Source organism: Streptomyces sp. NPDC051452 (genome assembly GCF_044454765.1).
GTDB lineage: Bacteria > Actinomycetota > Actinomycetes > Streptomycetales > Streptomycetaceae > Streptomyces.
The window spans coordinates 155,192-181,137 of the sequence record NZ_JBITEB010000014.1; the positions used below are offsets into that span (position 1 = coordinate 155,192).

The window sequence follows — 25,946 nt, forward strand, 5'->3', positions numbered from 1 at the left end:
CAGCATCCCGCAAGCGGCAGTTTTACGGGACGCCGCGAGGGGGAAATCACATGGTGGGACATGAGGGCACACGGGGGCCGAGCCGTTTCCCGGTGTGCCGACGGGAGGTCGGCCATGAAGGTCAACGGGCTGTCGCCACTCTTCCTCCCGCTATGCCGCCTTCTGTGGCCCGGCAGGCTGGCCGGCCTGTCCATGACGCTGCTGAAGGCGACGGCCCTGGAGGCGGCCATCCTGGCCGGTCACCTCCTGCTCTACCCGACAGGCCTCATCCAGGAGCGTCGCGCCGCCCCGGGTGGTGCGCCGTCCGCCGCCGACGGCACCCTCGCCCTGCCGGTCCGGCCCGGCGCCCCCGTCGTCCTGCTGCACGGCTTCATCGACAACCGCTCGGTGTTCGTGCTGCTGCGCCGAAGCCTCGTCCAGCACGGCAGACAGCGGGTGGAGTCACTCAACTACTCTCCGTTGACCTGCGACATCCGCATCGCCGCGGAGCTGCTCGGCCGGCATGTCGAGGAGATCTGCGAGCGCACGGGCAGTGCGCGGATCGACATCGTGGGGCACAGCCTCGGGGGGCTGATCGCCCGCTACTACGTGCAGTGTCTGGGCGGGGACCTTCGGGTGCGCACGCTCGTCACCCTCGGCACCCCGCACTCCGGGACCCGGGTGGCGCCACTGGCCAACGCGCACCCGATCGTGCGGCAGATGCGGCCCGGCTCGGAGGTGATCGAGGAGCTGGCCCGGCCCGCGCCCGGCTGCCGTACCCGCTTCGTCAGCTTCTGGAGCGACCTGGACTCCGTGATGGTTCCGCTGGAGACGGCCTGTCTGGAGCACCCCGACCTCGACACCCAGAACGTTCGGGTGACCGGCATCGGCCATCTCGCGATGCCCGTGCACCCCGCCGTGGCGGCGGGGATACGCGAGGCTCTCGACGCCACGCACCCCGGCGACCAGCAGACCGGCGGCCTGACGGTGGCCTGACGGTGGCATGACGGCGACCTGTGGCGGTATGACGCCCGGGGACTGACGGCGGTGCGTGGGGCCGGAGGAGCCGCATGGGGCGCGGCACAGCCGTCCCAGAGGTAACTCACCGTCACCTGACATCGAACACTCTTCGAACACAAAGCCAAACTCGCGTCCGGCGCCCCCGAAACACGGCCGAATGCCCGTTTCCGGCCCACACGAAACCAGTCGAAGATTGTCGCGCCCGCATACCGCCGGGTACAGTCGCCGCACTGCTCTGGCAGCCCCTGTTGTCGAGGCGAAAGAGAAGTTGGTGAACGACCGTCACCCGTCGGGGACCATGACCACCCCGGCCCCGGCTTCCGACGCCTCAGACCTGCACTACGCGCCGTACGGCACACCGGAGGTCCCCTACGACGACCTCACCACGTACGGCGGCTATGACGCCACCGGTTTCGCGGGCGATGCGAGCGCCACCACGGCCTTCGACAGCGACCCCCTGTTCGGCAGCCTGCCGGGTACCGGGCAGCACACCGGCGCGTACGACACCACGCACTGGCAGACAGGCACCGCGCAGACCCAGGACCAGGACCCGTACGCGGCACAGCACCACCCTGGCTACGACTCCGGCGCGTACGACACCACCGCCTGGGCCTTCCCCGCGCAGACGACCGGGAACGACGTGAGCGGGCAATGGGACGCCGGTGCCTGGCTCCAGCCCGACCGGTCCGCCGGCGCCGACCCCACTCAGCAGTGGCAGTGGGGCACCCAGACCTTCGACACCGGCGCGTACGACGCCACCCAGTGGAACTCCGCCGGCCAGGCCGCGCCCCAGCAGGACGAGCAGGTCGGCGAACCCTTCGACCAACAGCCCACCGCCACCTTCGAGCAGGTCGGCGAGGCGTCCCACACCGCTGATCTCGAGCAGACCGGCGACTCGTCCGAGCCCGCGGCCACCGGTGAACTGCCCGTCGTGCGGAGTCTGCTGGAGGGCCAGGAAGAGGTCACTCCGGCGTCCGCGCCCCGCGCGCGCTCCAGGCGTCGTACGCCCGCCAAGCGCTCCGCCCTGTTCACCGTCGCCGTGCCCTCGGTCTGTGTAATGGGTGTCGCCGGGATCGCGGCCGCCTCGGTCGGCGCCCTGGCCGACGACGCCCCCTCGGACACCACCGCCAGCGCCGCCGAGGGGCACGCGGTGCAGCCGTCGGTCGCCAACAGCCAGCTGGACAAGCAGCTCAAGACGCTCTCCGCCGGGGCCCACGACTTCGCCGACCGGGCGAGCCGCACACAGGAGCGCATCGACCTCAAGACACAGCAGGCACTGGAGAAGAAGAAGGCCGCCGCGGAGGCCGCGCTCAAGGAACGGCTGCGCCCCAAGTTCGTGCTGCCGGTCGCGCAGCGGGGCCTGAGCGCCTACTTCGGCCAGGCCGGCGTGAACTGGATGTCGGTGCACACCGGCATCGACTTCCCCGTCTCCTACGGCACCACGGTGATGGCCGCCACCGACGGCACGGTCACCACCAAGTGGAACAGCGCCTACGGCAACATGCTGATCCTGACGGCGAAGGACGGCACGGAGACCTGGTACTGCCACCTCTCCAGCTACCGCGTGGCCTCCGGTACCAGCGTCAAGGCCGGCCAGCCGGTCGCCTACTCCGGCAACTCCGGCAACTCCACCGGCCCGCACCTGCACTTCGAGGTACGCCCGGCGGGCGGAGCGGCCGTGGACCCGCTGCCCTGGCTGCGCAGCCACGGGCTGGACCCGACCTGAGCCCGCGCGGAGCCGGGCCCCGCCGAACCGGCGGGGCCCACCCCGTCCACTGCCTGGTCCCCCGCTCCGCCAAGAGCTTCGGCTAGAGCTTCTCCACCGGGGCGTAGCGCAGCAGCAGCCGCTTCGGCTTGGTGTCACCGAAGTCGACCGTGGCCTCCGCGTTCGCGCCCGTGCCCTTCACCCCGACCACCGTGCCTAGCCCGAACTGGTCGTGGGTGACCCGGTCCCCCACGGCCAGGGCGACCACCGGCTTCTCCGCGCCGCGCCGCGTGGCGAACCCGGACGCCCCCGACGCCGAGGACCGCGAACGACTGGAGGACAGCGAGGCCGCGATGCCCGAAGCCGGCCCGGAGGACACCGGCGCGGCCGCACCCGTGCGCTTCCACTCCAGATGCGTGCCCGGGATTTCCTCCAGGAAGCGGGAGGGCGGGTTGTACGACGGCTGGCCCCAGGCGCTGCGCATCGTCGACCTCGTGAGGTACAGCCGCTCGCGCGCGCGTGTGATGCCGACGTACGCCAGGCGCCGCTCCTCCTCCAGCTCCTTGGTCTGACCGAGGGCGCGCATGTGCGGGAAGACGCCGTCCTCCATGCCGGTCAGGAAGACGACCGGGAACTCCAGGCCCTTGGCGGTGTGCAGGGTCATCAGCGTGATGACGCCGTCGCCGTCCTCCTCGTCGGGGATCTGGTCGGAGTCGGCGACCAGGGCGACCTGCTCCAGGAAGTCGGCCAGCGTGCCCTGCTCGCCCTCTTCCCGCTCCTGCTCGAACTCCAGGGCCACGGCCGCGAGTTCCTGCAGGTTCTCGATGCGGGTCTCGTCCTGGGGGTCGGTGGAGTTCTGCAACTCGGCCAGGTACCCGGTGCGTTCGAGTATGGCCTCCAGGACGGTCGCCGGCCCGGCGCCGGACTCGACGACCGTGCGCAGGTCCTCCATGAGCGTGTTGAACCGCTTGACCGCGTTGGTGGAACGCGCGGCCATGCCGTACGCCTCGTCGACGCGCTTCAGGGCCTGCGGGAAGCTGATCTTCTCGCGCTGGGAGAGGGCGTCGATCATCGCCTCCGCGCGCTCGCCGATGCCCCGCTTGGGCACGTTGAGGATGCGGCGCAGCGGCACCGTGTCCTCGGGGTTGGCGAGCACACGCAGGTAGGCGAGGACGTCCCGGACCTCCTTGCGCTCGTAGAAGCGGACGCCGCCGACGACCTTGTAGGGCAGGCCGACGCGGATGAAGACCTCTTCGAAGACACGGGACTGGGCGTTGGTGCGGTAGAAGACGGCGACATCGCCGGCCCTGGCCTCGCCGGCGTCCGTGAGGCGGTCTATCTCCTCCGCGACGAACTGGGCCTCGTCGTGCTCGGTGTCGGCGACGTACCCGGTGATCAGCGCGCCCTGGCCGGCGTTGGTCCACAGGTTCTTCGGGCGCCGGGACTCGTTGCGCTCGATGACCGCGTTGGCCGCCGACAGGATGGTCTGCGAGGAGCGGTAGTTCTGCTCCAGCAGGATCGTCGTCGCGCTGGGGTAGTCCTCCTCGAACTGGAGGATGTTGCGGATCGTCGCGCCCCGGAAGGCGTAGATCGACTGGTCCGCGTCACCCACGACGCACAGCTCGGCGGGCGGCAGGTCGTCCTCGCGGGGCGGGGTGTCGACGTCCCCGGCGGCGCGCTCGCCCGTGCCGACGAGTTCCCGCACGAGGGCGTACTGGGCGTGGTTGGTGTCCTGGTACTCGTCGACCAGGACGTGCCGGAAGCGGCGGCGGTAGTGGTCCGCGACGTCCGGGAAGGCCCGCAGCAGGTTGACCGTCGTCATGATCAGGTCGTCGAAGTCGAGCGCGTTCGCCTCGCGCAGCCGGGACTGGTACAGCGCGTAGGCCTGGGCGAGGGTCTTCTCGAATCCGTCGGTGGCCTGACCGGCGAAGTCCTCCTCGTCGATCAGCTCGTTCTTCAGGTTGCTGATCTTGGCGCTGAAGGACTTGGGCGGGAAGCGCTTGGGGTCGAGGTCCAGGTCGCGGCAGACCAGGGCCATCAGGCGCTTGCTGTCGGCGGCGTCGTAGATCGAGAAGGAGGACGTGAAGCCGAGCTTCTTCGACTCGCGCCGCAGGATCCGCACACACGCGCTGTGGAAGGTCATCACCCACATCGCGTTCGCCCGCGGTCCCACGAGCTGCTCGACGCGCTCCTTCATCTCGCCCGCGGCCTTGTTGGTGAAGGTGATCGCGAGGATCTGGCCCGGGTGCACGGCGCGCTCGGCGAGCAGGTAGGCGATGCGGTGGGTGAGCACACGCGTCTTGCCGGAACCGGCGCCCGCGACGATGAGCAGCGGGGAGCCGGCGTGCACGACCGCGGCGCGCTGGTTGTCGTTCAGCCCCGCCAGCAGGGCCGCCGCGTCGAGGGCGGGGCGCGGGGCGCCGTCGCGGTAGTAGGCGTCCCGGTCCGGCGGCGCGTCGAACTTCCCGCCGAACAGATCGTCCGGAAGCGGCTCCGGAGCGTGCTCGTCCTCGGGGGGCGGCGGGGGCTCCTCCGCGTGCCCGCGAGGGGGCTGGAGGTCCGCCAGGAAGCTGTCGTCAAAGAGGCTGCTCATCGCTCTCCGAGTCTAGGGCGCCCCACCGACAACCGGTCGCCGTCCCTCGAACCCGGTCCCGCGAGCGGGGCCACCGCCGGGATGTGCCCCGGGGCGCCGGTCAGCGCCCCACCAGGCACGATCTTTTCCTCACCCTGTGGAAGCGGCCGGTGACACCGGTGTGAAAGTGCCCTCAGGTCACGGAAATGTATCGGACATACCTCGCACCAACCTTCACAGAAGTCACACGAGTTGGTTAGGTTTCCCTCAGGCCGCACGACCCCTCTCCGGCGAACCTCGCCGGGCCGCGCGGCCTCCGCCGAGTCCGGCGCGCCCCGCACGGTGCCCGGAGCCGGGGACCCACCGATCCTGGGGTGAATCGGCCGACTCCCGCCCGGGACGACGCCGTAGGGCAACCCTTCCGAACCACCCGCCCGAACCCGACAGCTAACCCGGTAGGCGGCATGTTGGAAGGAGTCGCCTCCCTTGGCGTCGCACCGCAAGCCGCGCCCCGGCGGCACCCGTGGACCGGGCCTTCATGGCTCCGCCCTCGCCACCGCCGCCGTCACCTCCGTGGCCGTCCTGTCCCAGACGGCCGAGGCCGTGTCCGCCGACGACGGCAGGCCGAGCCTGGAGGAGATCGAGAAGAAGATCGACGAGCTGTACCGCCTGGCCGACCCGCCACCGGAGGAAGAACCGGCGGCCCGGCACCGGGCGCGCGCCGACGAGACCCGTCAGGCGGAGGCCCGGCGCGCGGCGCGGCTCGCCAAGGCCCGCGAGGCCCGGGATCCGTTCCCGCCCGCCCCGGACGTGGCCGCCTCGCTGCTCGCCGAGTATCCCCAGGACCACTTCGCCCAGAACAGGGTGATGAACCGGCTCGCCTCGCGCGTGAAGGACGCGGCCGAGCGGGGCAGAAACGCCAGGAGTCCCCGGACGCCGGACGCCGGGCACTACGACGTGCAGGCCGCCAAGGCGGCGATCCAGTACAAGCTCGCCACCGCGCGCGAGCTGCTGTCCCGGCTCACCTCCCAGGCGGACTCCCGGCAGACCACCCCCGACCACCCGACCTCGCTCACCGGCCGGGACACCCTCGGCCGACCGGACACCTTCGGCGGGGCGGGCACCTTGGGTGGGGCGGGCACCTTGGGTGGGGCGCACACCTTGGGTGGGGCGCACGTTTTGGGTGGGGCGCACGTTTTGGGTGGGTCGGATGCTCTCAGTGGGTCGGATGCCTTCGGGCGGTTCCATGGCCGGCCGGACACCCCGGGTGGGTCGGACACCTTCGGCGGGTCGCACACCTTCGCCGAGTCGGAGGCCCTCGGCGGTCCTGACACCTTCGGCCGGCCCCACCCACACGGCCGGCCGGATACCCTCGGCGGGTTGGACACCTTCGGTGGGTCCGACACCTTCGGCGGGTCGCACACGCTCAGTGGGTCGCACACCTTCGGCGGATCGGATGCCCTCGGGGTGCCGTGGTCGGCGACGCGAGACCCGCAGGCAGCACTCGACCGGCCGCAGTCGGAGGCAACCGCTCCGGGGCCGATCGCACCAGTGACGACCGCACCAGTGACGACCGCTCCGGGGCCGATCGCGTCAGGGTCGGTCACCCCGGGGTCGATCGCCCCGGGAACGACCGCCGCTGCGCCGACCACGTCGGCGGCGCCCCTCCCGGCGGCGCACATGTCCCCGGGCTCGCAGCAGGCCACGAAGGCGGGGAAGGCGGTCGCCTTCGCCCGGGCCCAGCTCGGCAAGCCGTATGTGAGCGGCGCCAGTGGACCGGGCTCGTACGACTGCTCCGGCCTCACCCAGGCCGCCTGGAAGGCCGCCGGAGTCACCCTGCCGCGTTCCGCCCAGGCCCAGGCAGCGGCGGGAGCTCCGGTCCCGCTCGCCGACGCCCGCGCTGGTGACCTGGTCTTCTTCCACGCCGACGGCAGCCACGTCGGCCTCTGCACGGGCAACGGGATGATGATCCACGCCCCGAGGCCCGGCGGGTACGTCCGCGAGGCGCCGGTCGACCTCTCCGGAGGGTCGGTCATCCACAGCGTGGTGCGGCCGGCCTGACCGTTCTTCTCGCGGATCCCCTCGCGGATATCCGTCACGGGCCGCGCGTCCCGCCCATCGGTTCGCGCGTCCCGTCTTCCCGGATCGCGGGGCCCCACCGCCCGGAGCGCGCAGTGCCCCTGTCCGGACCTACGGACCCCGTCGTCGTCACCCCTCACACGCGCGTGCCGGTTGTTTGCGCCCCACGCGCGCGTGCCCTGCGCGGCCGGAGGCGCGCGGCTGCCTAGCATCGGGCGCATGCCCGCCGACCCGAGCCCCCTGACGTGGTGGGCCGAACGTCCTCCCGCGGCCGGGGCCGCGGTGATGGCGACCGCCATCGTGTCGGTGGGTCTGCGTCTGGCCGGCGCCGAGACGCTCTCCCTGGTGGCGCTGACAGTGGCCGCAGTCTCCTGGCTGGCGCTGGCGGCCGACTTCGTGCTGCGCCTGGTCCGTGAACGGCGCCGGTGGATGGCCGAGGCGCGGAGCACGGAGGCACTGAACGCCGTAGCCGCTACGACCGTGCTGGGCACCGGGATCTCGATGCTGGGCCGGCAGACACCCGCGGAGGCCTTGCTGGCGCTCGCGGCGCTGCTGTGGCCCGTGTTGCTCGTCCTCGCCCTGCGGCACTGGGAGCGGCGCATGCCGGGAGCGGTGTTCCTGTGTTGTGTGGCCACACAGGGGCTCGCCGTGCTGGCGGCCACGCTGGGCGCCGCCGAGAGGACGGCATGGCTCGCGCACACGGCGCTGGTGCTGTTCTGGCTTGGCCTGCTGCTCTACGGCCTCGCCCTGACACGCTTCGACCCCCGGCAGACGCTGGAGGGCGCCGGGGACCACTGGATCGCGGGCGGGGCACTGGCGATCTCCGCGCTGGCCGGGGCCCGGTTGCTCGCCGCCGACAGCGGGCGGCTGTATCTGTGGGACGACGACGACAGCGACGTCCTGCGTACCGCGACGGTCGTACTGCTTGTCCTGAGCCTGGCCGGGTACCTCGTGCTCGTGGCGGCCGAGGCGGCCCGGCCGCGCCCCGGCTACGACATGCGGCGGTGGGCGACGGTGTTCCCGATGGGCATGACGGCGGCGGCCACGCTGTCCGTCGCGGCCGCCCTGGACACCCCCTGGCTCAGGGTGCCGGGGCAGGTGCTGGTGTGGATCGCGGTGGCGGCGTGGCTGGCGGCCGCCCTGGGCGCGGTGCTCGCGCTCCGCGCCGGTGCCGAGACGGGCTGACCGTCAGGTCCACAGGACGGCGATGAAGATGTTCGCCACGGTCAGCAGGCCGACGAGACCGAAGAGCCCCTTGTCGACCCGCTCCTCGTCACGCTTCACGTAGACCAGTCCGAGGATCACGATCAGCAGCGCCAGCTTCACACCGATCTTGACGCTGTTGACGTGGTGGTCGTCCGCCTGGTTGAGGCCGACCAGGGCCACGCCGGTGACCAGCATGGTCAGCGCGCCGTGCAGCATGCCCGGCACGAACCGGGCCGTGCCCTGGCCCATCGCCTTCATCTGCGTGAGGAAACCGCCGAGCAGCGCGGCGATGCCGATGATGTGCAGGCCGACGAAAAGATGGATGAGTACGTCCATGATGCGGGAGCCTAGCCAGGCGGTTTCGGCCTCGCGTGAGCGGGCTCGCCGATGCCACTCCCGCCGGTGCCTCTCGGCGGTCACCCCACTGCATATATGCGTTGCATAGCACCCCACGGCTCCCTCCCGTCCCGCTTTCGGCGCTTCGATCAACACGCTGCGTGAAGACGGCGACTCCGCCCGGAGAAAACGGTCACAAAGAGTCAGCTCGCGGTCCGTCGAAGCCACTTCCGAACAGCGCGTTACCTGCTTGTCACCGAACGGCCTAACGTCCTCCCCCAGGTGACCGGCTTCCCACCGCCGCCCGGGTCAGGAGCGGCAGTCGGCCACTCCCGCCGAGAAAGGCCCGGCGGTGGCCCACTCCCCCGTGCGGGCCCCGCCGGGTACGCCGACCGCTCGGCGCGACGAGTCCTAGGAAGGGACGTGAAGGTCCAGGTGGCAGCCCACCGAAAGCCCCGGCAGCGCCCGCTCGGCGGCCAGACGGCCCGTACGGCCGCCACCCTCGCCCTGGCGGGCGCGGCCACCGCCGCGGCTTTCGAGGGGACGGGACATGCCGATCCGCAGCTGACGCCGGCCCAGGTGAAGGACAGGGTCGACAGGTTGTACCAGGAGGCAGAGGTAGCCACCGACAAGTACGACGGGGCCCGGGAGAAGGCCGACGCGGCCCAGCGACGGATGAGGACGCTCCAGGACCAGGCCGCCCGCAAGCAGGAGAAACTCAACTCCGCCCGGGACGCCCTGGGTTCGGTCGCGGCGGCACAGTACCGCGACGGCGCCGTCGACCCGGCCTGGCAGCTGGCCCTGTCCAGCGACCCCGATCGCTATCTGGAGGGCGCCGCGCTCGCGGAACGGGTCGGCGACCGGCAAGCCGCCGCCGTCTCACAGGTGCGCGAACGGATGCGGGAGATCGAGCGGCTGCGCGGCGCCGCCCGAGTCGAGCTGAGGTCCCTGCGCTCGCGGCAGGCGGAGCTGAAGCAGCGGAAGAAGACCATCACCGGCAAGCTGGACGAGGCCCGCCGTCTGCTGGCCCGGCTCACCCCCCGACAGCGGACCGAGGTCACCGGCAGCGCCGACACCCCCGCCGGGCACGTCTCCAGGGCGGCCTCCGACGCCCGGGAGACCCTGGACCCGACCGGACCCGCCCCCGCCTCCAACGGACGCGCGGCGGCGGCCCTGTCCTACGCCTACGCCAAGCTCGGCAGCCCCTATGTGTGGGGCGCGACCGGCCCGAACGCCTTCGACTGCTCCGGCCTGGTCCAGGCCGCCTACCGCTCCGCCGGCATCTCCCTGCCCCGCACCACCTACGCCCAGATCAACGCCGGCCGGCGCGTCTCCCGCTCCGAACTTCAGCCCGGCGACCTGGTGTTCTTCTACTCCGGCATCAGCCACGTCGGGCTCTACGTCGGAAACGGCCAGATGATCCACGCCCCGAACCCGTCGGCACCGGTCCGGCTGGCCCCGATCGACCAGATGCCGTTCGCCGGGGCGACCCGGGTGGCGTGAGGGCCGGCACCCACGGGGTCAGACCAGTCGGCGGGCCGTCGCCCAGCGGGTCAGTTCGTGACGGTTGGACAGCTGGAGCTTGCGCAGGACCGCCGAGACATGCGACTCGACCGTCTTGACCGAGATGAACAGTTGCTTGGCGATCTCCTTGTACGCGTAGCCGCGGGCGATCAGACGCAGCACCTCGCGCTCGCGCTGGGTGAGGCGGTCCATGTCCTCGTCCACGGGCGGGGCGTCGGTGGAGGCGAAGGCGTCGAGTACGAACCCGGCCAGCCTCGGGGAGAAGACGGCGTCACCCTCCTGCACCCGGAAGATCGAGTCGACCAGATCGGTGCCGGTGATGGTCTTGGTGACATAGCCGCGGGCGCCGCCACGGATCACACCGATCACGTCCTCGGCCGCGTCCGACACGGACAGCGCGAGGAAGCGCACGGGCCGCTCGGCGTCGCCCATCAACGCCACGCAGCGCCGCAGCACCTCGACACCGCCGCCACCCGGCAGATGGACGTCGAGGAGGACCACCTCGGGCCGGGTCGCGGTGATCACCGAGACCGCCTGGTCGACGTCCGCGGCCTCACCGACCACCTCGACGCCGGTCTGCTCGGTCTGGCCGATCTCGGCCTGCACGCCGGTGCGGAACATCCGGTGGTCGTCCACGAGCACCACCCGGACGTGCCGCCCGACCGCGCCGCCGCCGGCGGGCCGGCCGGACTGGGCCGCCTCCGCCGCTCCAGTCGTGCCGTTCGTCTCGGTCGCGTCGCTCATGACGTCTTCTCCACCCTCTCCATCTCCAGCTCGACCTCCGTGCCGCCGCCCGGCACCGCCCGCAGCCGGGCCGTGCCGCCGTTGCGCTCCATACGGCCGATGATCGATTCTCTGACGCCCATGCGGTCGGCTGGTATCGAGTCGAGGTCGAAGCCGGGACCGCGGTCGCGCACCGACACGAAGACCGTCTTCCCCTCGACTTCGGCATAGACCTGTACCGCCCCGCCGTCGCCACCGTACTTGGCGGCGTTGACCATCGCCTCACGCGCGGCCTGCATCTGGGCACCGGTCCTGTCGTCCAGCGGACAGTCTCCGACCACGACGACCTCGATCGGCACGCCGTGCTTGTCCTCCACCTCGGCCGCGTTGCGCCGCACCGCCTCGGCGACCGTGTCCGGTTCCTCGGTCTCGTCCCTGCCGGTCCCCTCGGGTTTGTACAGCCAGGTACGCAGGTCGCGTTCCTGGGCCCGGGCGAGGCGGCGCACCTCGGAGGCGTTTTCGGCGTTGCGCTGGATCAGGGTGAGGGTGTGCAGCACGGAGTCGTGGACGTGGGCGGCGACCTCTGCCCTCTCCTGGGCGCGGATGCGCATCAGCCGTTCCTCGGACAGGTCCTGCGTCATGCGGACCAGGTAGGGGCCGGCGAGCAGGGTGATCCCGACGAGGACGGCCAGCGCGGCCTGCAGGACGGCACCCAGGTGGGCGGCCGAGCCCTGCATGACGAAGATGGCGGAGACACCGGCCGTGACGAGAAGGACTCCGCCGGCCGTGCGGACCAGGGTGAGGGTGCGACGACGGCGGCCGACCTCGGCCCAGCGGGCCCGGCGGGCGTTGTCGGCCTGCCGCCAGACCAGGGCCACACCGGCCGCGACGAGTACGGCGGGCAGGAGATAGGCCTTGGCCGCGCTGCCCAGGTTGACGCTGCCCACGAAGACCACGGACACGATGACCATGAGCAGCAGCGCGAGGATCTGTCCCCGGTCCGGCTTGCGGGCCACCAGTTTGCGCCGGCCCTCCGGCGAGGTCTCCGTGCCGACCAGCGTCGGCGTCTTCTGCTCGCCGACGCCGCCGATGCCGAGGGGGACGAAGAACCAGAACGCCGCGTACAGCAGCGCACCGAGTCCGTCGGCCATGAACAGGCCGACGAAGGCCAGCCGCACCCAGATGACGGGCAGCCCGAGATGCCCGGCGAGGCCCCGCGCCACTCCGCCGAGCCAGCGTCCGTCGCTGCTGCGGTAGAGCTTGCGCGGCGGCCGCGGGTCGTCGAGTGGCAGGCTTGCGGCTTCGGGCATGGCAACGATGGTCACACGACCGGCGGGGCAGGGCATCAGGGTCGGTCCCCGAGACGCCCCTGATCTTCGACAGGGTCGGCTCGGGGAGCGGGGGACCAGGGGCTCCGCCGGTGTCCGAACCGTTCCCCGCCTCGCCTCAGGGCCGAATTCAGGGTTCGCCCAGGGTCGACCCGACTCCCGTCGCGACGTCCCGGCCGTCACCATGGACGCATGACGGATCACGAGCACGCCGCGACGGGTCCGGGACCCGGCACCGGCCCACGCCCGGCCCCGGGCACCGGGCCGACGGATGCCGCGCCCGCCGCGACGGAGAAGTCGGGAGCGGCTGGCCCGGACACCGGCGCCGGCCCCCGGGCCGGCGGCCGCACCACGCACACCGGGACCGGTGCCTGGACCAGCGCCGAGACCAGCATCGGCGGCCACATCGGCACCACCGAGCCGGAGCACAGCGCCGCCGAGGCACCCGCCCGGTTCCGGCGCGACCGCCGGCACAAGGTGGTCGCGGGCGTGTGCGCGGGGCTCGGCCGGCAGACCGACATGGACCCGGTGATCTTCCGCATCACCCTGGCCGTGCTGTCGGCGACCGGCGGCATCGGCCTCATCTTCTACGGCTTCGCCTGGCTGCTGGTGCCGTACGAGGACGAGGAGGAGAACGAGGTCCGCAAGCTGCTGACCGGCCGGGTCGACGGCCATGCACTGGCCGCCGTTCTCTTCGCCCTGGTGGGCTGCGGCACCTTCCTGACCATGCTGAGAAACGGCGGCGTGCTGACGTTCGCCGTGGTGCTCTCGCTGCTGCTCGCGGGCGCCGGGTACTGGTCGCGGCGTCGCGACGCCGGCGATCCCGACCCGCTCGCCGCACAGGCCGCCGCCGACGCCCCGCCGGAGGCCCAGGCACCACCGGTGATCACCTACTACCCGTCCTGGTGGCGGGACCCCATAGTCAAGGACGGCACCCATGTCGGTGGCACCGGCTATCTGTGGGGGCCGGGCGACGCCCGCCGACCCGACCCGGTCTCCGCCCTCGACGTCGGGGTGGCCACGCCGTGGACCTACCACGGTGCCGCACAGCCATCGCGCCCCGCGCCGCCGAGACAGCGCGGCCCACGCTGGATCGGTGGCCGGCTGTTCCTGCTGGCCCTGCTGGCGGCCGGCCTGGGTACCGGGCTGACGTGGGAGACACATCCCCTGGGCACCAGTCTGCAGACCGGGCTGGCCTGCGCGCTGGCGGTCTTCGGCCTGGGCATCGCGCTCAGCGCCTTCCTCGGGCGTACGGGAGCGGGGACGGTGTTCCTGGCCATCGTCACGGCGGGTCTGCTCGCCGGGGCGTCGGCCATGCCCAAGGACATCAGCACGGACTGGCAGGACACGTCCTGGAAGCCAGTCGCGGCGGCGCAAGTGCGCTCCGCCTACGAACTCGGCACCGGGCGGGGCACGCTGGATCTGACCCGGGTCCGTCCCGCCGAGGGCCAGAAGATCTCCACCAGTGTCCACGTGGGCGCGGGACGGCTGAAGGTGGTCGTGCCGGCGGAGGCGACCGTGCGCATGAGCATCGATGTGGGAGTGGGCGACATCCGGTTGCCCGGGGACAACAGAGAGGACGTCGACGTGCAGCCGGGGAGACACGAGGACGTGACGCTGGCGCCGGCCAAGGGCACGAAGGCGGCCGGCACGCTGGACCTCACGCTCGAGGTCGGTGCGGGAGAGGTGGAGGTCAGTCGTGCTGCGTCATGAGTTCCAGCCGGGGAGGCTGATCGCGGGGCTCTTCCTGACCGCCGCCGGTGTCGTGTGCGCCGGGGACGCGGGCGGCCTGTGGGAGACACCGTGGTTCGCGATCGTCCCGCTCGTCGTGGGCGGCCTGTGCCTGGCCGGCGTCACGGCCGCGCTGACCCGTGGGATACGCGGACGGGGTGGTGCGGAGGGCGGCTCCTGAAACCGGGCTCGGTCCGGCGGCGGGTTCCGGCGCGGACCCACCTGCGCGCCCCGTCCCCGCACTGGGCGGGCGCTCGCGTCTCCCCCGCTTGCCCGTACGTGTCCGGAGTCGGCAGCTCAGTGCCCGGAGTCGACGGCTCAGGTTCCGTAGCCGTAGCCGCCGGGCCGGTGCCGGCGTCGTGAGCGCCAGGCCGCGTCCACGGACAGGTAGGGGGTGCCGGCGAGGATCAGGGGCAGCCAGGCCATCAGGTAGGCGAGGTCGTTGCCGTAGTAGTACGGGGTCGTCGCCCAGCTGACCGTCAGCCACAGGCTGAGGGAGATCAGGGCGCCGCCGAGCGCGGCCAGTCGGCCGAGTAGACCGAGCAGCATGCCGATGCCGACGGCCAGTTCACCGAGGGCGATGACGTAGCCGAAGCCGACGGGGCTCTTGAGGGCCATGTCGATCAGGGCGGGGATGGCGGCGGAGCCACGGGCCGCCCGCATGGTGTCACCGATCGAGCCGGCGCCACCGGACCTCAGGAAGGCGCTGTCCGTGAGCTTGTCCAGACCGGCGTAGACGTAGGTGATGCCGAGGAAGAGGCGCAGGGGCAGCAGGGCGTATCGAGAGGCGGTGTCCCGCCGGCCGCGGCGGCCTTCCAGCCGGGTGACATGCGTGTCCGTCCGAATACCGTGAGTCATCGAGCCAGCCACCTCTCGCCTGCCTTACCGCCCCGCACCTGACGATACGTACGACGAGTAGGGCGCGTTCAATCCTCTTCCCGATGATTTTCCGGATTTCGGGTCTACATGCGAACTGTGGGGGTGGGTCAGTGAGGGTGAAATGGATGCTCATCGGATTCCGGCCGCGGTCGACGGGCGAGGGGGTCAGGGCCCGTCGGGCCCTCACCGCTCAGCGGTCCACCGCGCGCCCGCCCCGCCGGTTCCCCGGTCCCCTCTCGTTTCTTCGACTCTTTCGCCTCCGCCACCTCCGCCACCTCCGCCACCTTCACCGTCTCCGCCGCATCCGTCTCCCGGTCGGGTCACTCCGTCACCTCGACGGCGTATCGGTTGGTGGCCACACCGGCCGCGGTGACCACCTGGACCTCCACCGTGCCGGGCTCGACGTCGGCGGGGACGGGCACGGTGAGGACGGCGTCGGTGGGGTTGCGGAAGCCCCCTGCGACGGGCACGAGCGGTACGTGGACGTCGACCGCGCCGATGCGCACGACGGTGCGCGCGAGCCGGTCGGCGCTCTGCGCGCCGGGCGGGACGAAGCCGGTGCCGCGGATCTCGATGTCGTCGCCGGTGCGCAGCGGTCCGTCCAGGTCACCGGGTTCACGGGCGCGGACCACGGAGAGGATGACCGGCCGGCCGCCCTCGGCGTACTTGCCGGCCAGATAGGTCGCGGCCGAGATCAGCACGATGACGCCGAGCCCCCAGGGCAGGTCGGGCAGCTGGTCGGGGCGGCGGGCGAGTCGTACGGCGGCGAACAGCAGGGCGACGGCACTGATGGCGACGTACTGAATGTCGGCGAAGGCGCCGCGGCCGGAGTCGTCCGTGAGCAGGTCGGCGGCGCGCGGCCGGTGGGCGGGCACCTTCTGCAGCCGCTGGGCGAGGATGCGCAGGCCCACCACCCGGCGGACCAGGACGGCGATGGCGCACACCACGCAGAGCACGGTCACCACGCCCGCGCCGCGCGCGAGGTCGAGCCCCGAGATCAGGGCGTCGCGCTCGGCGTGGTCGGAGGCGGCGGCCAGCCGGGCGGCCAGCAGCAGGACCGCGTAGACGACGAACAGCACCCAGGAGGCGGCCACCGTGCGGGAGGTGGACATCCGGTTGTCCTCGCCGATCACCGGCGCGAGCGCCCCGCCGCGCGCGCGGTGGAGCCGGCAGGCGGCGGTCAGCGCGCCGGCGACGACGAGCGCGGCGAGCAGGGCGGCGGTGCGGGCGTCGGTCCAGCCCGGGCCGATCGCGGTGAGCGCCTGGGCGAGCAGCAGAGCGGTCACCGCACCCCACACCGCGCACAGCGTCCGCAGCCACAGCCGTGCGAGCCACGCCTCGCCCTCCGCGCGGCCGCGCTCGGCGACGGCCTCCGCGCGCTGGGTCAGCTCCTCGGAGACCCACTGCCGGGATGCCGAGGCCGAGTGCGCCACGGCCGCCGGCAGGCCCCGCCCGGCGGCGAACTCGTCACGCCGGTGCAGGAACGCGGCGACGGCCCGCCGGTGCCCTTCCCTGGCGCCGTGCGGACAGTCCCCACAGGTGCAGCCGCCCCCGTGGACCCCTTCGGGGCCCATGCCCCCTCTCGCTTCCTGCACCGCCACGCCCGACGCCTGCCTTCCCCACGACCTTCCGCTGCGGCCGGCACCCGTGTCAGGCGCGCCGAGGCCGCGCAACTCCCCGGTGACGACAGCGAATTGTGCCCTACCCCGGGCCCTCGGGGGGTGCGGGAGCGAGTAACCGCGGGTGAAGCCGGGGCCGCCGTGTTGACCGGGCTGCGAGGATTTCCGTACGGCCGAGACCCTCCGGCCGGAAGGGGTGGTCGCCGACGAGGAGTTCCAGCTGACCGAGGCGGTCGTGCTCAGGGGGTTCAGCTGAGCAGGTCGGGTTCGCCGCGGCTGATGTCCTGCCACAGCGGCTGGTAGTTGATCCAGGCCACCAGGTCTCCGCCGAGCTGTTCGCGGGTGGCGACGGCCTGTTTGTGGTCGATGAGGATCGGGCGTCCGGCGGCCCGGGCCATCAGCTGGACCTGGCAGGAGCGTTCCATGGACAGGAACCACCAGGCGGCCGCGTCCACCGAGTCGCCGACGGTGAGCAGTCCGTGGTTGCGCAGGACCAGGGCCTTGCGGGAGCCGAGCGCGGCCGCGATCCGGCGGCCCTCCTCGGCGTCGACGGTGACCCCGGTGTAGGCGTCGTAGAGCGCGACGTCCTCGTAGAAGGCGCAGCTCTCCTGGGTGATGGGGTCGATGAGGTCGCCGAGCGCTGCGACGGCGCGGCCGTGCACGGAGTGGCAGTGGGCGACGGCGACGACGTCCGGGCGGGCGTCGTGGACCTGGGCGTGCACGGTGAACGCGGCCTGGTTGACGTGGTAGCGGCCCTCGACGACCTGCCCGTCCTGGTTGGCGAGGACGAGGTCGCCGACGGTGACGTGCTTGAACGGCATGCCGAACGGGTTGACCCAGAAGCAGTCGGTGAATTCGGGGTCGCGGGCGGTGATGTGTCCGGACACCCCGTCCTCGAAGCCGTTGCGGCCGAAGATGCGCAGGGCTCCGGCGAGCCGCTCCTTGCGGTGCCGGCGTTCGTCCTCGACCGAGTCGTGCATCGGCGGCATGGCGAACCGCAGCTGGTCGGTGGGCAGCGGCAGGGGCGGGGTGGGCCCGTGCATAGGTCCTCCAGCGTGGGAATTGCTGTACGGCCCGGAAGTTACCCCCGGCCAGGGCAAAAAGGCAGAGCTGTGTTGTAAAGATGCGGTACGCAGCGGAAACACGACAGAGGTTGTCGGGATTGCCGGTCAGACTGCCCGCATGACGCATGTGAACTGGGCGGCGTTCACCGCCGCCGAACCCGCGCTGGCGGCGACCGTGGAGCGGCGTTTCGGCGCCTTCAGGCACCACGTCCTCGCCACGCTCCGCAAGGACGGCTCGCCGCGCACCTCCGGGATGGAGGCCGACTTCCGCGACGGCGGGCTGTGGTTCGGCATGATGCCGGACTCGCTGAAAGCCCTCGATCTGCGCCGCGATCCACGCTTCGCGCTCCAGGCGAACCCGGGCGAGGGCACCGGGGCGGCCGATGGCGATGGGGACGTGCGGATCAGCGGGCGGGCGTACGAGGTGGAGGAGGGGCCGACCAAGGCCTGGTACGTGAAAGAGGTGGAACCGCCGCAGCCGTTCCACCTCTTCCGTACAGAGCTGACGGAGGTCGTGAGGACCCGCGTCGAGGACGAGAAGTACCTCGTCCTGGAGATCTGGAAGCCCGGTGAGCCCCTGCGCACCATCAGGCGCGCGTAGGGACTACTCCCACTCGATGGTGCCCGGGGGCTTCGAGGTGACGTCGAGGACGACCCGGTTGACGTCACGGACCTCGTTGGTGATGCGGGTCGAGATCTTCGCGAGGACGTCGTACGGCAGCCGGGACCAGTCGGCGGTCATGGCGTCCTCGGAGGAGACCGGGCGCAGGACGATCGGGTGGCCGTAGGTGCGGCCGTCGCCCTGGACGCCGACCGAGCGGACGTCGGCGAGCAGGACCACCGGGCACTGCCAGATGTCGCGGTCCAGGCCGGCCGCGGTCAGCTCCTCGCGGGCGATGGCGTCGGCGTCACGGAGCAGGTCCAGCCGCTCCTTGGTGACCTCGCCGACGATACGGATACCGAGGCCGGGGCCCGGGAAAGGCTGGCGCTGGACGATCTCGTCCGGCAGGCCCAGCTCCTGGCCGACCATCCGGACCTCGTCCTTGAACAGCTTGCGCAGCGGCTCGATCAGCTGGAACTCGAGGTCCTCGGGGAGGCCGCCGACGTTGTGGTGCGACTTGATGTTGGCGGTGCCGGTGCCGCCGCCGGACTCGACGACGTCCGGGTACAGGGTGCCCTGGACCAGGAACTCCACGGCCGGGCCCTCGTCGGCGATGATCTCGGCCTGCGCCTGCTCGAAGACGCGGATGAACTCGCGGCCGATGATCTTCCGCTTCTCCTCGGGGTCGCTGACGCCCTTGAGCGCGGTGAGGAAGCGCTCCTCGGCGTCCACGACGACCAGCTTGACGCCGGTCGCGGCCACGAAGTCCTTCTCGACCTGCTCGGTCTCACCCTTGCGCATCAGGCCGTGGTCGACGTACACACAGGTCAGCTGGTCGCCGATGGCGCGCGCCACGAGGGCGGCGGCCACGGCGGAGTCCACGCCGCCGGACAGACCGCAGATGGCGCGCTTGTCGCCGACCTGCTCACGGATCGCGGCGACCTGCTCGTCGATGACATTGTCGGTGGTCCAGTCCGGCTTCAGGCCGGCACCGCGGTACAGGAAGTGCTCCAGCACCTGCTGGCCGTGCGTGGAGTGCATGACCTCGGGGTGGTACTGGACGCCGTAGAGCTTCTTCTCGTCGTTCTCGAACGCGGCGACCGGCACGACGTCGGTGGAGGCCGTGACCGAGAAACCCTCGGGAGCGGCGGAGCAGGCGTCGCCGTGCGACATCCACACGTGCTGCTCGTCCGGGGTGCCCTCGAAGAGGGTGGAGGAGTTCTTGGAGACGTGCAGATCGGTGCGGCCGTACTCGCGGGCGCCGGTGTTGTCGACGGTGCCGCCGAGGACCTGGGCCATCAGCTGGAAGCCGTAGCACATGCCGAAGACGGGGACGCCGGCCTCGAAGATCGCGCCGTCGAGGCGGGGGGCGCCCTCCTCGTAGACGGACGAGGGACCTCCGGAGAGGATGATCGCGGCGGGGTTCTTGGCGAGCATCTCCTGGACCGGCATGGTGCTCGGCACGATCTCGCTGTAGACCCGCGCCTCGCGGACGCGACGGGCGATGAGCTGGGCGTACTGCGCGCCGAAGTCGACGACCAGGACGGTGTCGGGGGCGGCGGCAGACTGAGTCGCTGATGACACGGGGTGCCTTCCGGCGGTGGGGCGGGGGTCTGTGCTTCCGATTCTAACGGGGCGGGCGCTCCGGCCCCGACCAGCGCCCGGCGCCCCCGTGCCATACTGGCCGCATGCTCAAGCACTCGACCTTCGTCTTTACCTATGGCACCGGGCCCGCCGGCTGCCATGGTCGTGCTGCTTGAGCCGAACGCCAAGCACTTACCAGGCGCCCCGGGCCGACAAGGCCCGGGGCGCCTGTCGTTTTCCGGGTTCTGCCGTTCCAGGGCCTCCCCCTCCCGATCGAGGAGCCCGACATGACCACGACCACCCCGAAATCCGCCACGGCCTGCGAAGCCGCCCCCACCGCGCAGGCGCCCACCGCGCAGGCGCCCACCGCCCCGGAGGCGGCCGCCATCACCGCGCAGGCGACCATCGCCGGCGCCCGTGAACGCATCGACGTGCTCGACGACCGGATCATCGGCCTCGTCCAGGAGCGGATGGCCGTCTCCGCCGTCGTCCAGCAGGCCCGGATCGCCTCCGGCGGCCGGCGGGTGAACCTGTCCCGCGAGATGGAGATCCTCGGCCGCTACCGCGACGCCCTCGGCAGGCCGGGCACGTCCCTCGCCATGACCCTGCTGGAGCTGTGCCGGGGTCGCATCTGAGTTCGGTCCCGTTCTCACCCGTACGGCGCGTGACCGGCCCGCGTACCGCTTCGTTGGGGTGGGTGTCCGTGCCAGCCAGGGGCGGGCCCGACAGAACCACGCGTGGCTCACCGGAGCGATGAGGCGTACGGGTCATGCCGTGCGCCGTGGGACCTCGCTCCGGAGAAATGACCGGTCGGCAGGGGACAGCAGCCCGGTCATCCAAGAGAACGGTCGGCTCCGGGGACGCCCGGGGCCGGCCGGCGGAAAACTGCACAGACGCAAGCCCCCCACGGCACACCCAAGCGGCGCACCGCGCTCCGGCCCCTCGTCCCGGTGGCGCCGCTCCCCGGCACCGGCGCTGCCCCGACGTCGGTGCCGACCGGAAGAAGGGCCCCGCGGTCTCTGCGTCCCGCGGGGCCCTTCGCCGTGTCCGTCCGGCGGGGCCCTTCGCCGTGCCCGTCCCGCGCTCCGGCCGTTGCCCGGCTGGCCCCGCATCCGGTCGTGTGACCTATTCCACACGAGGGATCGGCGGGATCGCGGCAACCCTTCACGCTTTTCGCTGATCAAACCTGCGGGATCAAGAAACGGTAAGAGGTACCTGCCTTCGGAGGGGGAGGCAGGTACCTCGGCCCGCGGCCCCCCTTCCGAAGGCGGCCCCAGGCCCCGCTCCCGAAGCAGCCCCGCTCCGTCGAGGCCCTACTGCTTCGGTGGCACCGCGGGTATCCCGAGGAACGGCAGCCGCAGGGCGCCGAAGGCGTCCGCCGGGACCGCCGGGGCCTGCGGCTCCACCGGCTTCAGCCGCTCGTACGCCGCTCCGGGCACCGGACGCGGATCCGCCTCACCCTTGTTGGGCCAGAAGGACATCGCCCGCTCGGCCTGCGCGGTGATCGTCAGCGAGGGGTTCACCCCCAGGTTCGCCGAGACGGCGGAGCCGTCCACGACCGAGATGCCCGGGTGGCCGTAGAGCCGGTGGTACGGGTCGATCACGCCGGTCTCCGGGGAGGCGCCGATGGGACAGCCGCCGAGGAAGTGCGCGGTGAGCGGGGTACCCATCAGCTCCCCGACGTTGCTGCCGGCGAAGCCGTTGATCTCGGCGGCGAGCGCGGAGGCGGCCTGGGTGGCGGCCTTGATCTGCTTGGGGTTCGGCGCGCCGTGCCCCTGCCGGGCGGTCAGCAGGCCCTTGCCGAGGCCGCCGGGCTTCAGATACGTCGTAAGAGAGTTGTCCAGCGACTGCATCACCAGGCCGATGATGGTCCGCTCCGACCAGCGCCGGTTGGACAGCGAGCGGGCCACCAGCAGCGGATGCCGGGCGGCGTTCGCCAGCCAGGCCAGCGCCCGGGAGGAGCCCTCGGCGTAGGGCACCTGGAGGATCGACAGGCCGCCCATGGAGTTGGAGCCCTTGCCGTAGCGGACGGGTTCGATGTGGGTGTTCGCGTCCGGGTGGACCGAGGACGTGATGGCCACCCCGCGCGTGAAGTCGGCCCGCGGCTCGCCGGTCGCCTTGTGGTAGCGGCGGTTGTCGGTCTGCGCGCCGACCAGCGCCTCGGAGTTGGTGCGGGTCAGTTCGCCGAGCCGCCGCGACAGGTGGGGCAGCCGGCCGCTCGCCTTCATGCGGTGCAGCAGGGTCTGGGTGCCGTAGGTGCCGGCCGCGAGGACGACCCGGCGCGCGGTGAAGATCCGGCCCTCGCCCTTCTTCTTCCGGTCCGTGGGCAGGGTCGCCACCGCGTACCCGCCGCGCGAGTCGTCCGTGACCGACACGACCGTCGTCATCGGGTGGACCACCGCGCCCGCCTTCTCGGCGAGGTAGAGGTAGTTCTCGTTGAGGGTGTTCTTCGCGCCGTGCCGGCAGCCGGTCATACACTCGCCGCACTCGGTGCACGCGTTCCGCGACGGGCCGGCGCCGCCGAAGTACGGGTCCGCGACCTGCCCGCCGGGCTTGGCCTTCGCCGTACCGTCGGCGTCCTGGCCGTCGCCGAAGAAGACGCCGACCGGGGCGAGGTGGAAGGTGTCGCCGACGCCCATCCGCTGTGCCGCCGCCTTCAGGTGCACGTCGGAGGGGGTCATGGTCGGGTTGAGCCGGACACCGAGCATGCGCCGTGCCTGGTCGTAGTACGGCCGCAGCTCCTCCTCCCAGTCCGTGACGTCCTTCCACTGCGGGTCCTCGAAGAAGGCCTTCGGCGGTATGTAGAGGGTGTTGGCGTAGTTCAGCGAACCGCCGCCGACCCCCGCGCCGGCCAGCACCATCACATTGCCCAGCAGATGGATGCGCTGGATGCCGAACATGCCGAGCCGGGGGGCCCAGAGGTAGTTCCTGAGGTCCCAGGAGTTCTTCGGCAGGGACGCGCGGGTGAAGCGGCGGCCCGCCTCCAGGACGCCTACCTTGTAGCCCTTCTCGGTCAGGCGCAGGGCGGAGACCGATCCGCCGAAGCCCGATCCGACGATGAGGACGTCGTAGTCGTAAGCGTCCTGGGGCACGGGTGTCTCCTCGTCGAGTGTCGCGTGCGGGTCGTCAGTGTTCGATCGCGCGGCTCCCGGTCCGGGGTCGGTTACCGGAACCGGAAGCCGCCCGGGTGGGTTACCGGAACCGGAACGCCTTCATCAGGCGGAGACTGCGGCTCATGAAGGCGGCGTACTTCTCGTCGTCCATGCCCAGCGAGGGCGCCATCGGCAGCAGGCGCTGCCGGGCCACCGTCTGGGCCTCGGTGTACTTGAGGATGCCCTCGGAGCCGTGGCGGCGGCCGAGGCCGGAGTCCTTCATGCCGCCCATCGGGGACTGGACGCTGCCGTAGGCGGGGGCGTAGCCCTCGTTGACGTTGACCGTGCCGGTGCGCAGACGGGAGGCGATGTCCAGGCCGCGGCGGGCGTTCTTCGTCCACACGGACGCGTTCAGGCCGTACGGCGTGGCGTTGGCGCGCTCGACGGCCTCGTCCTCGTCGCGGAAGCGGTAGACCGAGACGACCGGTCCGAAGGTCTCCTCCTCGCACACGGCCATGGAGTCCTCGACGCCGTCGAGGATGGTGGGCTCGAAGAAGTAGGGGCCGATGTCGGGCCGGGCCGTGCCGCCCGCGAGCACCTTCGCGCCCTTGGCGCCGGCCTCCCGGACATGCCGTTCGACGGTCTCGAGCTGGCGTGCTCCGACCAGCGAGCCCATGTCGGCGCCGTAGACGAGGGAGTTGCCGAGCCGCATGGCCCTGGTGCGGGCGGCGAAGCGTGCCAGGAAGGCGTCGGCGACCGACTCGTGGACGTACAGCCGCTCGATGGAGATGCAGAGCTGGCCGGCCGAGGAGAAGCAGGCGCGGACGGCGCCGGCGGCGGCCTTCTCGATGTCGGCGTCGTCCAGCACCAGCATGGCGTTCTTGCCGCCGAGTTCGAGGGAGACGCCGATCAGGCGGGCGGCCGCGCCCTGGGCGACCTCGCGGCCGGTGCGGGTGGAACCGGTGAACGAGACGTAGTCGGCGTGCCGGACCAGCTCCGGGCCGACGACCGGGCCCTCGCCGAGGACGACTTGGAAGACACCTTCGGGCAGTCCGGCCTCGATCAGCAGGTCACGGGCCCACAGGGCGGTGAGGCAGGTCTCCGTGTCCGGCTTCATCACCACCGCGTTGCCCGCGACGAAGGCGGGCAACGCGTCGCCGACGGACAGCTCCAGCGGGTAGTTCCAGGGCGCGATCTGGCCCACGACCCCGCGCGGATGGCGCAGTTCGACGGTCTTGGTGAGGGTCGGTACGGCACCGGCGTGCCGCTTCGGGCGCAGATAGGCGGCGGCACGGCGGCCGTAGTGGCGGGCCGCGATGGCGACGGCCTGGACCTCCTCGTGCGCGTGCAGCCGGGCCTTGCCGGTCTCGAGCTGGACGAGGTCGAGGACCTCGGCCTGCCGCTCCAGCAGCAGATCGTGGAAGCGCAGCAGGACGGCCGCCCGCCGGCGGACCGGGATCTTCTCCCAGACGGTCTGCGCGGCCCGGGCCGCGTCGAAGGCCGCGCGCACGTCCTCGGGGGTGGACTCGGGCAGGTCGGCCAGTTTCTCGCCGGTGAACGGGGTGTGGTTGGCGGTACGGCCGGAGCCGACGACGCCCTTGACGAGCCGGGCCACCAGTTCCGGGGTGACCACGTCGGCGGCGGTGCGGGCGCCCTCGGGGGCGGGCGCGAGGGGGTTGGTACCGGCGATGTCCGGGGCCTGCGTGTCCGTCATGACGCGCAGGGTATGCCGGTACGGAAGCTTTGTGTACCCGTCGGTAACGGGGATTCACCGACCTCGCACACGGTGCCAGTGATCACTGGCAGTGAATGTGCTGATCAGGGCGTTGACTCGCCGATGCGTTCGACGATCATTCCGTCCCCGGTTTTTTCGCGAGCAGCAGGCCGAGAGCGGCCAGCGGGGTACGGCGCGATGGGCCGGGGAGCGGCCCCCGATCGGCCCCGGACTCCGGCTGCGGTTCCGGCTCCGCGTCCGGCTCCGAGTCCGGTTCCGAGTCCGGTTCCGGCTCCGGCTTCTGCTCCGGGGCGGTGGTTCGTTCGGGGGGCAGGCCCAGGTACGTGCGCAGTGCCGCCTCGGTCTCCCGGGCGTCGGGCCGCGCCTCGGGGTCGTCGGCGTGCAGCCGGTCCAGCAGGGGGCCGAGCGGACCGGGGACCTCCGCGCCGAGGGCGGCCCGGAGCAGCGCCCCGAGGGACCACAGGTCGGAGGCCGGGCCGGCGCCGGGTCCCGCCGCCCGCTCCGGGGCCACGAACCCGGCGGGCGTGTCCCCCGCGTGGCCGTCGCCGATCCCGAAGTCCGTCAGGACGACCCGGCCGGTGCCGGATTCCAGCAGGACGTTGGCCGGATGGACGTCCCGGTGCACGATGCCGACGGCGTGGGCGGCGCGCAGTGCGCCGAGCACGGCGAGTCCGACGCGGGCGGCCTCGGCGCCCGGGAGGGGGCCGCGCCGGAGGGCCGCGTGCAGGGACTCGCCCTCCACCAGCTCCATGACGATCCAGGGAGTCGCCGCCTCGGTGACGACGTCGAACACCGTGACGGCGCTCGGGTGGCGGACCCGGGTGGCGACGCGGGCCTCCCGGAAGAGCCGGTGCGCCAGGCGCCCGCTGTCCTCGTCGTCGGCCGGGTCGCCGGGCAACAAGGGCTCTTTGAGAGCGACTTGACTTTGCGTCTGTTCGTCCAGGGCGCGCCAGACGGTTCCGGCCGGGCCGGAGCCGAGGCGTCCGGTCAGCCGGTAGCGCCCACCGATCAGACGTCCGTCGAGCGGGTGTTCGCCGTCTTCGGTCATGGCACATGAGTACCGTGCGCACCATGCCGTTGTCGAAGCGGGCGGTCGGACGGCCTCGGCATCCGGCGCGCCGATCGGGCCGCGCCAGGTCGGCCGCCGGCGCCGGCCGTGGCGTCGGCCA

General features: G+C 72.0%; 20 protein-coding genes and 1 riboswitch. Of the genes, 9 read left to right on the forward strand and 11 right to left on the reverse strand.

The genetic code is table 11. The annotated features are described in order from the left end of the window. Window positions 1-114 precede the first annotated feature (114 nt). Window positions 115-975, forward strand: coding sequence for an esterase/lipase family protein (locus tag ACIBA9_RS28220; RefSeq protein ID WP_399367286.1), 861 nt, complete (start codon window positions 115-117; stop codon window positions 973-975). Window positions 976-1,270: 295 nt separating this feature from the next. Further along, on the forward strand, window positions 1,271-2,725 hold the full coding sequence (locus ACIBA9_RS28225) for a M23 family metallopeptidase (RefSeq protein ID WP_399367288.1): 1,455 nt from the start codon (window positions 1,271-1,273) through the stop codon (window positions 2,723-2,725). 82 nt (window positions 2,726-2,807) lie between these two features. On the opposite strand, the gene pcrA is transcribed toward ACIBA9_RS28225, so the two are convergent. Beyond that, complete coding sequence (gene pcrA, locus ACIBA9_RS28230; RefSeq protein ID WP_399367290.1) at window positions 2,808-5,297, reverse strand: DNA helicase PcrA; 2,490 nt, start codon at window positions 5,295-5,297, stop codon at window positions 2,808-2,810. Window positions 5,298-5,583: 286 nt separating this feature from the next. Then, a riboswitch (cyclic di-AMP (ydaO/yuaA leader) is annotated at window positions 5,584-5,755 on the forward strand. A 7-nt stretch (window positions 5,756-5,762) separates the two neighbouring features. Between pcrA and ACIBA9_RS28235 the strand changes: the two genes are divergently transcribed. Together ACIBA9_RS28235 and ACIBA9_RS28240 are read left to right on the forward strand one after the other, a co-directional pair. Further along, window positions 5,763-7,337 (forward strand): NlpC/P60 family protein, encoded by a 1,575-nt coding sequence (locus ACIBA9_RS28235; protein WP_399367292.1) that lies wholly within the window; start codon window positions 5,763-5,765, stop codon window positions 7,335-7,337. Window positions 7,338-7,574: 237 nt separating this feature from the next. Next, on the forward strand, window positions 7,575-8,540 hold the full coding sequence (locus tag ACIBA9_RS28240; RefSeq protein WP_399367294.1) for a hypothetical protein: 966 nt from the start codon (window positions 7,575-7,577) through the stop codon (window positions 8,538-8,540). Between the two features lie 3 nt (window positions 8,541-8,543). Here ACIBA9_RS28240 and ACIBA9_RS28245 read toward each other — a convergent pair whose 3' ends face one another. After that, window positions 8,544-8,897, reverse strand: a complete 354-nt coding sequence (locus ACIBA9_RS28245) for a hypothetical protein (protein ID WP_362150620.1) — start codon at window positions 8,895-8,897, stop codon at window positions 8,544-8,546. A gap of 435 nt (window positions 8,898-9,332) precedes the next feature. On the opposite strand from ACIBA9_RS28245, the gene ACIBA9_RS28250 reads away from it, so the two are divergent. Further along, window positions 9,333-10,400: an NlpC/P60 family protein gene (locus ACIBA9_RS28250; protein ID WP_399367297.1), complete on the forward strand. Its 1,068-nt coding sequence runs from the start codon at window positions 9,333-9,335 to the stop codon at window positions 10,398-10,400. Between the two features lie 18 nt (window positions 10,401-10,418). Here the strand turns inward: ACIBA9_RS28250 and ACIBA9_RS28255 are convergent, their stop codons facing one another. Continuing rightward, entirely contained in the window at window positions 10,419-11,165 is a 747-nt protein-coding gene (locus tag ACIBA9_RS28255; RefSeq protein ID WP_362150616.1) for a response regulator transcription factor, read from the reverse strand. Next, window positions 11,162-12,454 (reverse strand): PspC domain-containing protein, encoded by a 1,293-nt coding sequence (locus tag ACIBA9_RS28260; RefSeq protein WP_399367299.1) that lies wholly within the window; start codon window positions 12,452-12,454, stop codon window positions 11,162-11,164. Before ACIBA9_RS28260 ends, ACIBA9_RS28255 begins: the two co-directional genes overlap by 4 nt. Before the next feature lie 210 nt (window positions 12,455-12,664). Between ACIBA9_RS28260 and ACIBA9_RS28265 the strand changes: the two genes are divergently transcribed. Then, complete coding sequence (locus tag ACIBA9_RS28265; protein WP_399367301.1) at window positions 12,665-14,185, forward strand: PspC domain-containing protein; 1,521 nt, start codon at window positions 12,665-12,667, stop codon at window positions 14,183-14,185. After that, the gene (locus tag ACIBA9_RS28270; protein WP_362150608.1) at window positions 14,172-14,384 is read left to right on the forward strand and encodes a hypothetical protein; all 213 of its coding nucleotides are present in this window, start codon (window positions 14,172-14,174) and stop codon (window positions 14,382-14,384) included. Before ACIBA9_RS28265 ends, ACIBA9_RS28270 begins: the two co-directional genes overlap by 14 nt. A 137-nt stretch (window positions 14,385-14,521) precedes the next feature. On the opposite strand, the gene ACIBA9_RS28275 is transcribed toward ACIBA9_RS28270, so the two are convergent. The 3 genes from ACIBA9_RS28275 to ACIBA9_RS28285 all read right to left on the reverse strand — a co-directional run bounded on the left by ACIBA9_RS28275 (window position 14,522) and on the right by ACIBA9_RS28285 (window position 17,744). Then, window positions 14,522-15,061 (reverse strand): DoxX family membrane protein, encoded by a 540-nt coding sequence (locus ACIBA9_RS28275; RefSeq protein WP_399367304.1) that lies wholly within the window; start codon window positions 15,059-15,061, stop codon window positions 14,522-14,524. Window positions 15,062-15,402: 341 nt separating this feature from the next. After that, on the reverse strand, window positions 15,403-16,683 hold the full coding sequence (locus tag ACIBA9_RS28280) for a hypothetical protein (protein WP_399367306.1): 1,281 nt from the start codon (window positions 16,681-16,683) through the stop codon (window positions 15,403-15,405). 266 nt (window positions 16,684-16,949) lie between these two features. Further along, window positions 16,950-17,744: a class II aldolase/adducin family protein gene (locus tag ACIBA9_RS28285; RefSeq protein ID WP_362150601.1), complete on the reverse strand. Its 795-nt coding sequence runs from the start codon at window positions 17,742-17,744 to the stop codon at window positions 16,950-16,952. Between the two features lie 139 nt (window positions 17,745-17,883). Between ACIBA9_RS28285 and ACIBA9_RS28290 the strand changes: the two genes are divergently transcribed. Then, complete coding sequence (locus ACIBA9_RS28290; protein WP_399367309.1) at window positions 17,884-18,366, forward strand: pyridoxamine 5'-phosphate oxidase family protein; 483 nt, start codon at window positions 17,884-17,886, stop codon at window positions 18,364-18,366. 3 nt (window positions 18,367-18,369) lie between these two features. Here ACIBA9_RS28290 and guaA read toward each other — a convergent pair whose 3' ends face one another. Next, window positions 18,370-19,950: a glutamine-hydrolyzing GMP synthase gene (gene guaA / locus ACIBA9_RS28295; RefSeq protein WP_399367311.1), complete on the reverse strand. Its 1,581-nt coding sequence runs from the start codon at window positions 19,948-19,950 to the stop codon at window positions 18,370-18,372. A gap of 287 nt (window positions 19,951-20,237) precedes the next feature. On the opposite strand from guaA, the gene ACIBA9_RS28300 reads away from it, so the two are divergent. Next, on the forward strand, window positions 20,238-20,585 hold the full coding sequence (locus ACIBA9_RS28300) for a chorismate mutase (RefSeq protein WP_399367313.1): 348 nt from the start codon (window positions 20,238-20,240) through the stop codon (window positions 20,583-20,585). Window positions 20,586-21,263: 678 nt separating this feature from the next. Here the strand turns inward: ACIBA9_RS28300 and ACIBA9_RS28305 are convergent. From ACIBA9_RS28305 to ACIBA9_RS28315, 3 genes are all read right to left on the reverse strand, one after another. Further along, on the reverse strand, window positions 21,264-23,042 hold the full coding sequence (locus tag ACIBA9_RS28305; protein WP_399367315.1) for a GMC oxidoreductase: 1,779 nt from the start codon (window positions 23,040-23,042) through the stop codon (window positions 21,264-21,266). 100 nt (window positions 23,043-23,142) lie between these two features. After that, window positions 23,143-24,756: a succinic semialdehyde dehydrogenase gene (locus ACIBA9_RS28310; RefSeq protein ID WP_399367317.1), complete on the reverse strand. Its 1,614-nt coding sequence runs from the start codon at window positions 24,754-24,756 to the stop codon at window positions 23,143-23,145. 136 nt (window positions 24,757-24,892) lie between these two features. After that, window positions 24,893-25,825: a protein kinase gene (locus ACIBA9_RS28315; protein WP_399367319.1), complete on the reverse strand. Its 933-nt coding sequence runs from the start codon at window positions 25,823-25,825 to the stop codon at window positions 24,893-24,895. Between the last annotated feature and the right edge of the window lie 121 nt (window positions 25,826-25,946).